Here is a 9,157-nt window from a genome sequence, read left to right on the forward strand (position 1 = left end):
TGATCTCCCGGTCAATCAACTCCGCTGTCGCTTCGCTGAATTCATTACTTTCAGGCATACCGGCATCGAGAAACAGGGGCCTGGATTTCCGGGACAGATAAACCTGCCCCAAAGCGGTACTCATGCCGTATTCCATTACCATGCTTCTCGCAATATCGGTGGCTCGAGACAGATCGTTGTGGGCCCCTGTAGAAATATCACCGAAAATGATCTCCTCTGCAGCGCGTCCTCCAAGGAGAGATGCCACCTTGTTCATGAGTTCCGTCTTCCGCATAAGGAAACGATCCTCCGTAGGTACCTGCATTGTGTAACCCAAGGCCGCAATGCCGCGGGGGACGATCGAAATTTTCTGCACCGGATCCGTGCCTGGCAAAGAGAGGGACACCAGGGCATGGCCCATTTCATGATACGCTACGGTTTCTCTTTCCTGAGGATTGATGAGACGGTTCTTCTTCTCCAGCCCACCGACGATCCGTTCGACCGCCTCAGAAAATTCCTCCATTTCCACCAGTGCCTTGCCACGCCTCACAGCCAGGAGGGCTGCCTCGTTGACCAGGTTTGCCAGGTCAGCCCCGACCATGCCGGGGGTCATGGCCGCGAGTTTACCGACATCGAGATCCGGAGCGGTCTTGATCTCACGTAGATGAACACGTAAAATTTCTTCCCGTCCAACTTTGTCCGGACGATCCACCAGAACATGACGATCGAAACGGCCCGGACGCAGCAGGGCCGGATCCAGAATTTCCGGCCGGTTGGTTGCAGCCAGGAGAATCACCCCCACTTTTGGATCGAATCCATCCATCTCCACGAGGAGTTGATTGAGCGTCTGCTCCCGTTCATCGTGCCCCCCCATCATGCCCACCCCACGGGCCTTGCCCAATGCGTCCAATTCGTCAATGAAGATAATACATGGAGCCTTTTCCTTGGCCTGGATGAACAAATCCCGGACCCGGGCCGCTCCCAGGCCAACGAACATTTCAACGAATTCAGAACCGCTCAGACTGAAAAAGGGGACACCGCTTTCCCCGGCCACGGCTTTTGCCAAAAGGGTTTTGCCTGTACCCGGAGGTCCTACGAGCAAAATGCCCTTTGGGATCTTACCGCCCAGTTCAGTGAATTTTCCGGGCTCCTTGAGGAATTCGATGACTTCAACAAGCTCCTGTTTGGCCTCGTCCACCCCCGCAACATCCTGAAAGGTGACGTTCAGTTCATTTTCCATGTAGATTTTGGCCTTGTTCTTTCCGAGAGTCATAAAACCGGCCTGCTGCCCAGAAATCCGCTTCATCAGGAAAAACCAGACACCAACAAAGAGAACTATGGGGAAAATCCAGGAAATGAGATCCTTCAGAAGGGTGGATTCAACCTCACCCTTGAAAACAACATGATAATTCTGAAGCGACTCCGACAGTTGCGGATCGACGCGGATGGTTTTGAATTCAGAGGAACCCTGGGGGCCGGTGTTTGGAGACCTGTATTTCCCTTGAATCTGATTAGAGGAAATCGCCACCTCTCCAATTTTTCCCTGCTGCAGAAGAGCCATGAACTGGCTGTACGGAATCGTTGGAACTGCGTACATTGAGGCAATATAATTCTGAAGAATGAGGACAAACCAGATGCCCAGAAGAACGTACCAGATGGAAAATTTATAATGTTTCTGCATGGGAAATCCTCATCGGGTTGATCTGCCAGCAAAAGTTTTTCCTGTTTCTTAAATGAGAATGAATGCCTGCTTTCACAGCACCGCTTATATAAATTATTGTTCGCACAACCAGTGTGGCAGCAGGCCGGCAACCGCATCGGCATTCGGCAGGAACTCAATCATGATTATGAAATATTCGCTCCGGGTCAAGGGGTGGCCCTTTGAAAACCTCTCAGGCCCTCCCATAAATAAATTTCGCAAACGTATAAGACATGATCGCAGGCCACCTCAAAAATCGCACGTCACTTTATACCACTTATACCGCTTTTTATATCACAATTCCCGAAGAGCCGCATCTCTTTGTTGATACAACCACGCAAAACAAGCCGGACAAATGCGGCTTTAACGGAGACGGCCTATACGATCAAAGAAAAAAAGCCCAGGGGTTTTTGCCCCTGGGCCGAAAATTCCAAAACACTTTTCCTTCTACTGCTTTGCTTCTTTAGGCGGACGGGGATGCCCCTTGACCACCTGGGACTCGATTAATCTGGGGAGCATCATGTGGTGCTGTGGACAGATTGACCGCGGATTCTGGTAAACCGAATTTGCAAAGGCCACCATATACTTGCGAATATCTTCGAACTTGACGGCTTCGTCCACAAATCCCGTTTTCGCGCAGTACGCGGGCCGGGACTTGTCGTAGTAGTCTTTCACCATTTCGTTCATTTTCTCGATGATCGGCGTCAAATCGCGTTCTCCATCTTTTTCCTTCACAAGACGACGGGCATAGGATGCCGCAGCAGCCGTCTCACCGTGCATAACGTAGATTTCCGTCGTCGGAGTGCCCAGTGTAAAGGCGCAATGGTTGTTTGCCGTCGGACCACCCATGATGTAGTGAGCCGCCGCTGTCCCCTTACGCAGGACAACGAGCATCTGCGGCACAGCCGTCTGTTCGATCGAGTAGATCAATGACTGACCCAGACCCAGAAGTTCGGCCTTCTCCGCGATGTCGCCGACATCGATCCCCGATGTATCCTGGAACCAGACAATGGGAATGCGGTCACGACCACACTGGGTCACGAACTCGTTCATCTTGATCAGACCTTGACGGTAGAGTTTACCGCCGATACCCAGATATTCATTCGTATATTCCGGATAGTTTACTCCCAGAAAACCCTGCCGATTTCCAATGGCGCCAACGAGAAAACCGTCGATCTTGACGAGACCCGTATACACCTCCGGGCCATAATCAGGCCGGAATTCCATATGCTCGGAATTATCGATAAGGCGGGCCAGTACTTCATCGAACTTGTAAATCGCCTTCTGGTTGAAAGGAACGATAGAATTAATGTCCTCTCCCGGAAACTTTGGTTCCGCCGGATCCGCCACACGGAAAAACCGAGGATTATAAGCGGGCATTTCCGCCATGTACTCTTTCAGCGCATCGAGGACCTCCGTTTCCTTCTCGTATACGGCGCGGAAAAATCCTGTTACATCATGATGGATACCCACGCTGCCTGGCGGCACCTCTTTGTAATGACGGGTCGCGTCAATCAATTCCTCGGCCGTCTGGGCATCGAAGTATCCTTTGGGAGACATGCCGCTGACAATCCCACCACCGCCTACAGCGATATTGCAGTCCTTGTGGGCGAGAAGAATCGTGGGACTGATACCCTGATATCCCCCTCCTGCGGGGTTGGTGCCGTAAATGCCGGCCAAAACGGGTATCCCCATTTTTTCCAGTTCGGCATGGCGGAAGAAGCAGGTGCCGCTTCCCCGCCGATCGGCGTAGACCATTTCCTGCTCGGGGAGCTTCACACCCGATCAGTTGACCAGCCATACCAGAGGAACGTTCAGATTCTTCGACAGATCGGTAACTCGGAGAATATTTTCCGCCTGTCCGGAAATCCAAGCGCCCGCCATCACCTTGTTGTCGAATCCGATAAGGACACACCATTTACCGCTGATCCTTGCCAGACCATCGATGACGCCGGTCATTCCTTCTTCGTTCGCCCGGGGATCGTATAGTGTATGCAGGGGACAGAAAGTGCCCGGATCCACAATATATTCAATCCGGTCCCAGACTGTCATCTGACCGCGATCCCTGATCTTTTTGGCAGGAATACCCGTATTTTTGACCCGCCGAACCTCGGCCTCCAAACCTTCAACAACCGCTGCAATCTCGTTTTTACTGTCACGCATCTGTTCGATCTGGGCTTCGGTCAATGCTTTTCCCAGATCATTCATTTTTTGAAAATACCGTTTCATGATTCTTGTCCTTCCTCCCGAGTCTGTGTCCCTCCTTTGGGATCACAGCAATTCTGCTCATCTACCGAACCGATTAACCCGCTTTCCTGGGTATACGGAAAATGTCTGTCCGGACCCACGGCAGCCATGGAAAACAACCAATTGCCCCGGTCTCCCGCAAAGCGAAGCCCGGGGCAATGATACGTTCTAGATCCAAAATTTATTGACTTTACTTGTTGGCCTTCCTGACCCCAAGGGCATCCAGGGCAACGATCCACTTGCAGATGTTTGCCGAACCCTCGACCATCGAATAGGTCGGTGCATCGCGATAGTAACGAGCGACAGGATATTCCGTCGAGTAACCGTAAGCACCGAGAATTCTCATGGCGTAGTTGCTGCACTTGGTTGCCAATTCACCTGACATATATTTGGCCTGGGCGACCTCCAGGGTGTTGTTCAGGTTGCCCTCATCCTTCTGCCATGCCGCCTTGTAAACGACCAAACGGGTCGCCTCGATCTCGCATGCCATCTGGGCAATCATGTCCTGAATCATCTGAAAGGTGCCGATGGTCTGGCCGAACTGTTCTCTTTCATTGGCATACTGAACAACCGTATCCAAGCAGGCCTGCGCCAACCCAACACCACCCGCCGCCGCCGAAAGCCGCGTACCGTTGAGAGAACCAAAAACGATTTTCGCACCGTCACCCAGATTACCCAGCAGATTCCCCTTGGGTACCTTGACATCTTCCATGAAGATCTCGCCGGTCGGTGAAGAACGGCTGCCCAGTTTGTCCAGCTCCGTCACGGACACGCCGGGATTGTTCTTCATATCCACAACAAATGCAGAAAGGCCCTTGCTGCCTTTGGAACGATCCGTGTAAGCATAGTAGATCAGGCAGTCGGCCATCTTGGCGTTGGAAATCCAGGTCTTCGTACCGTTAATCAGCCAGTGGTCTCCCTTGTCCTCGGCAACAGACTTCATACTCATCACGTCGGAACCCGCATTCGCTTCGGTGATACCAAAGCCGCCGAGGTATTCAGCCGTTATAAGCTTCTCGATGTATTTTTTCTTTGCCTCTTCCGTTCCGTAACGGAAAATCGTGAAAGCACAGCCCAAAGCCTGCATGTTGATCTGCACGCGTAACGAGCTCGATGCGCGGGCGATCTCTTCGGTGAGGATCATTGCAGCCAGCCAGCCCATTCCATTTCCACCATACTCCTCGGGAATAACCGTTCCAAAGAAACCGAGTTCACCCATGGGCTTCATGACTTCTTCGTATGGAAAATAATGTTCCTCATCCCACTTGTCGGCAAAAGGCGCAATCTTTTCCGCCGCAAAATCCTTTGCCATCGAGCGGAGCATTTCCAGTTCTTCCGTCAATGCAAAATTCATATTTAACTCCTTCCAGATAAATGTCTTACCTCGGATATTTTTACTCGAGAACCATGAGAACAGCGTCTGCGGCAAATGTCTGGCCGACAGCCACTTTGATTTCCTTCACGGTGCCTGCGGCAGGTGCCGTCACAGGCATTTCCATTTTCATGGCCTCCATGATGATGACTTCGTCCTCCGCATTTACCTGGTCACCGACGTTTACATTGATTTTGATTACCTTTCCTTCCATGGGAACGCTGACATTTTGACTCATAAGATCCTCCTTTAGTTGTTTGTTTTCTTTCATACTTATTTCTCTCGGTCTTTTGTATTCGACAGAAATAAACAGCTTGACCTATCCCAAACACCACCCTTTGTCAACAGTTATTTGAATCCCGGTTGGGTGAACCTTGTTATTGTGATCAACTCCACCATATGGTACATATGCGACCTTATTTTCATTTGGAGTGGCCTATGTGCTTCGCATGGAAGAACGTATCTGAACAAACAATGATCCACCCTCCCGGAAACGTAAAGGGATGGTGACATGACCCAAAAAATCCCCCGGCTTCGGAATGAGATCGAGGACCTCCTGCAAATTATCCGGACTTTGCGTGGCCCCAACGGTTGTCTGTGGGACAGGGAACAGACCCCGTCAGATATCGGGCGCTATCTGCTTGAGGAAGCTTATGAGGTCGTTGACGCCATAGAGGAAAGTGATGCGGAACATCTCAAGGAGGAGCTGGGAGACCTTCTTTTTCAGATCCTCTTTCTTTGCGCATTTGCCGAAGAAAGGGATGAATACCGTTTCAGCGATATCGTCTCCGCCGTGTCCGCCAAAATGATCCGGCGGCACCCCCACGTGTTCGGTAATGTATCAGTCCGAAGCATCGAAGAGATCAAAAACAACTGGTCCTATATAAAGGAACACGTTGAGAATAAACCCGTTCAACCGGCTCGTCATCTCGGTAAGTATCCCATGTCGATGCCGGCCCTGTCCAAAGCGCAGAAACTCACTGAACAGGCTGCCGGAGTCGGTTTCGACTGGGAAAACACCCGGGGCGTTCTGGATAAAATCGTCGAAGAAATCGACGAGTTGAAAGATGCGATTCATCATGGCCGCGTCAGACAAATTGAGATCGAAATCGGGGACCTGTTTTTTTCCATAGCGAATCTTTGCCGTTTTGTCGATATAGACGCGGAACAATCCCTCAAAAAAACGATAAACAAATTTGAGGAACGCTTTGCCTATATCGAAGACAGCCTTAAGAATCAGCAGAAAACATTGATGGAGGCATCGTCCGAGGAAATGAATCATCTATGGGACGAGGCCAAGGCGAAGGAAGGAGATAGGAAGTGAAATACTTTCTGTGCGTTATGGGAATGGTCCTGATTCTGGAGGGTCTGCCATATTTCGCTTTCCCCGAAAAAATCAAGGTATTCATGATGAAAATCATGGACACTCCGGATCGCGTTTTACGTATTTTGGGGTTCACGTCCATGCTTTTCGGCCTTGTCCTTGTTTATTTCGGCACAAACTGAACCAACTTTTATCCGCCCGGAGTATCGAACAAGTTCATGAAACTTTCCGAATTTGACTATCATCTTCCTGCCGGCCTGATCGCCCAGAAACCGTCTGCGGAAAGAGACGGATCGCGGATGATGGTATTGAACAAAGCATCCGGGGATTTCACCCATCGCCATTTTTTTGACTTACCCGATTGTATGCGAAAAGGAGATGTGCTGGTCATGAATGATTCGAAGGTGATTCCGGCCCGCCTCCGGGGTAATAAAGAAACCGGAGCCGCAGTTGAGGTGCTCCTCCTGGCACGAACCGGCGAAGCCAGTCAGGACTGCACCCACTGGGAAGTACTGCTTCGGCCTGCAAGGCGGGTCCGCTATGGCACAACCCTGGTTTTCAACGAATACGGCCGTGCAAAAATTCTGGATCGTATTACGGAAAAAAAATGGATCCTAGAATTGATTACAACCATCCCATGCGACGTCTTTCTCGAACGCTTCGGCTCCGTCCCCCTTCCTCCCTATATCAACCGCAAGGATGAAATACCGTTGCGCGCAAGCGATCTCACCCGTTATCAAACCATATATGCCAGGCGACCGGGTTCCGTGGCGGCTCCCACCGCAGGCTTGCACTTTACGGAGCGTATTATGCGCCAATTGGAAACAATGGGGGTTACAATTGTGCAGATTACCTTACATGTGGGTTACGGTACATTTCTGCCCATTGAAACCGACACGGTGGAAAAACATGTCATGGAAGAGGAGTATTATGAGGTATCCCCGGAAACAGCATCCATTGTTTCGGATGCCCGGCGGGTTGTGGCCGTGGGCACCACGTCGACACGCGTTCTGGAATCCATTACCGATGACCGGGGCCGCATCAGAGCCGCCTCGGGACTCACAAAATTATTCATCTACCCGGGCTATCGTTTCAGGCGTGTCAACGCACTGCTGACCAATTTCCATCTGCCCAAGTCTTCCCTGTTCCTTCTTGCTTGCGCCTTCGGAGGGAAAGAACGGGTGCAGGCCGCATACGCGGAAGCCATCCGGGAACGCTACCGTTTCTACAGTTACGGGGACTGCATGTTCATTTCACCATAAAACAAATTGATCAATGCAATGATTATTTGACAGAAAGGTCATAATGACGCCCTGCACATTTGTTCAGACAGCAAAACAAAATAATTCGGAAGCCAGAACCGGCTGCCTGACAACACTTCACGGCGTAATCCCCACGCCCGCCTTCATGCCTGTGGGTACCCAGGGCACAGTCAAGGCGCTTACACCGGAAATGCTGGAGAGGGCCGGAGCGAACATGATTCTGGCCAACACCTACCATCTTTATCTGCGGCCCGGGCGAGAGTTGGTGAAAAAAATGGGGGGGCTTCACAGATTCATGAATTGGAAAAAATCAATTCTCACCGACAGCGGCGGATTCCAGGTTTTCAGTCTGGGCGCCCTCAGGAAAATCACCCGGGAGGGGGTGCTGTTCCAGTCTCACATTGACGGCTCGAAACACTTCATCAGCCCGGAAAGGGCCATCAACATTCAGGAGGATCTGGGAGCCGACATCATTATGGCCTTTGACGATTGCACACCCTACCCCGCCTCATTTGAACAGGCCCGTGCTTCTCTCGAGATCACCATGGACTGGGCTTTACGCTGCAAAGAGGCGAAGACCCGCAACGATCAGGCTTTATTCGGCATCGTCCAGGGGGGAACGTATCTGGACTTGAGAAAGGAAGCGCTGGCCAGTGTTGTAAAAATCGGCTTTGACGGTTACGCGCTGGGCGGTCTGAGTGTCGGAGAACCGAAGGCCGCCATGATGGAAATCGTCCGAACGACGGCACCTCTGATGCCGGAAAACCATCCCCGCTATGTTATGGGAGTCGGAACCCCGGAAGACATTGTGCGATGCGTCGATTTTGGAATCGACATGTTCGATTGTGTCATGCCGACCCGGTGTGCCAGAAACGGATTATTATTTACAAAACAGGAAAAGGTTGTTATAAAAAACGCCCGTCACCGGGATGACGAGTCACCTCTGGATGCTGCATGTGACTGTTATACTTGCAGAAATTTTACGAGAGCCTATTTGAGACATCTTTTCATATCCGGAGAAATCCTGGCAATGATACTGAATACGATTCACAATGTGCAGTTCTACCTTCGTCTGATGGAGGAAATCAGAACGGCAATTCGTAACGGGCGGTTCGATCGGTTCAAGGAAAGCTTCTTTCATCGTGAAGGAAATTATTCCTTGGGGGAAAAGGATATCCGGTAAATGTTTCCAAAATGACCGGGCTGAAGGAACGGGGATTCTGCAAACCTATATTAATAAGGAGGGGAAGAGTTGACTGACATCGTCTATGCAA

The 9,157-nt window shown here is 51.0% G+C and carries 7 protein-coding genes and 1 pseudogene; 4 read left to right on the top strand and 4 right to left on the bottom strand.

From position 1 onward, the window contains the following. The 4 genes and pseudogenes from hflB to GX147_06135 form a co-directional block, all read right to left on the bottom strand. Positions 1-1,660 (bottom strand): ATP-dependent zinc metalloprotease FtsH (gene hflB / locus GX147_06120; GenBank protein ID NLN60269.1); only part of this gene is annotated, 1,660 nt, incomplete at its 3' end. 465 nt (positions 1,661-2,125) lie between these two features. After that, positions 2,126-3,907: pseudogene (locus tag GX147_06125) on the bottom strand (glutaconyl-CoA decarboxylase subunit alpha). Positions 3,908-4,115: 208 nt separating this feature from the next. After that, positions 4,116-5,279, bottom strand: a complete 1,164-nt coding sequence (locus GX147_06130) for an acyl-CoA dehydrogenase (GenBank protein ID NLN60270.1) — start codon at positions 5,277-5,279, stop codon at positions 4,116-4,118. A gap of 40 nt (positions 5,280-5,319) precedes the next feature. Beyond that, positions 5,320-5,535 carry an acetyl-CoA carboxylase biotin carboxyl carrier protein subunit gene (locus GX147_06135; protein NLN60271.1) on the bottom strand — a complete coding sequence of 72 codons (216 nt, stop codon included), beginning with the start codon at positions 5,533-5,535 and terminating at the stop codon, positions 5,320-5,322. A gap of 273 nt (positions 5,536-5,808) precedes the next feature. On the opposite strand from GX147_06135, the gene mazG reads away from it, so the two are divergent. Genes mazG through tgt form a run of 4 tightly spaced genes read left to right on the top strand, consistent with a single transcriptional unit; the run spans position 5,809 to position 9,066 of the window. Continuing rightward, complete coding sequence (mazG, locus tag GX147_06140) at positions 5,809-6,621, top strand: nucleoside triphosphate pyrophosphohydrolase (GenBank protein ID NLN60272.1); 813 nt, start codon at positions 5,809-5,811, stop codon at positions 6,619-6,621. Then, complete coding sequence (locus tag GX147_06145; GenBank protein ID NLN60273.1) at positions 6,618-6,803, top strand: DUF2065 domain-containing protein; 186 nt, start codon at positions 6,618-6,620, stop codon at positions 6,801-6,803. The genes mazG and GX147_06145 overlap by 4 nt, the downstream gene beginning before the upstream one ends. A 36-nt stretch (positions 6,804-6,839) precedes the next feature. After that, a complete protein-coding gene (queA, locus tag GX147_06150; GenBank protein ID NLN60274.1) occupies positions 6,840-7,883 on the top strand; it encodes a tRNA preQ1(34) S-adenosylmethionine ribosyltransferase-isomerase QueA in 1,044 nt (347 codons plus the stop codon). A gap of 43 nt (positions 7,884-7,926) precedes the next feature. Continuing rightward, complete coding sequence (tgt, locus tag GX147_06155) at positions 7,927-9,066, top strand: tRNA guanosine(34) transglycosylase Tgt (GenBank protein ID NLN60275.1); 1,140 nt, start codon at positions 7,927-7,929, stop codon at positions 9,064-9,066. The last annotated feature ends 91 nt before the right edge of the window (positions 9,067-9,157 follow it).

It is taken from the genome of Deltaproteobacteria bacterium (assembly GCA_012522415.1).
Taxonomy (GTDB): Bacteria; Desulfobacterota; Syntrophia; order Syntrophales; family JAAYKM01; genus JAAYKM01.

Excerpts from the sequence above, each read along its gene's own strand:
- GX147_06130 (NLN60270.1), bottom strand. The coding sequence starts at position 5,279 with ATGAATTTTGCATTGACGGAAGAACTGGAAATGCTCCGCTCGATGGCA.
- GX147_06135 (NLN60271.1), bottom strand. The coding sequence starts at position 5,535 with ATGAGTCAAAATGTCAGCGTTCCCATGGAAGGAAAGGTAATCAAAATC.
- mazG (NLN60272.1), top strand. The coding sequence starts at position 5,809 with ATGACCCAAAAAATCCCCCGGCTTCGGAATGAGATCGAGGACCTCCTG.
- queA (NLN60274.1), top strand. The coding sequence starts at position 6,840 with ATGAAACTTTCCGAATTTGACTATCATCTTCCTGCCGGCCTGATCGCC.
- tgt (NLN60275.1), top strand. The coding sequence starts at position 7,927 with ATGACGCCCTGCACATTTGTTCAGACAGCAAAACAAAATAATTCGGAA.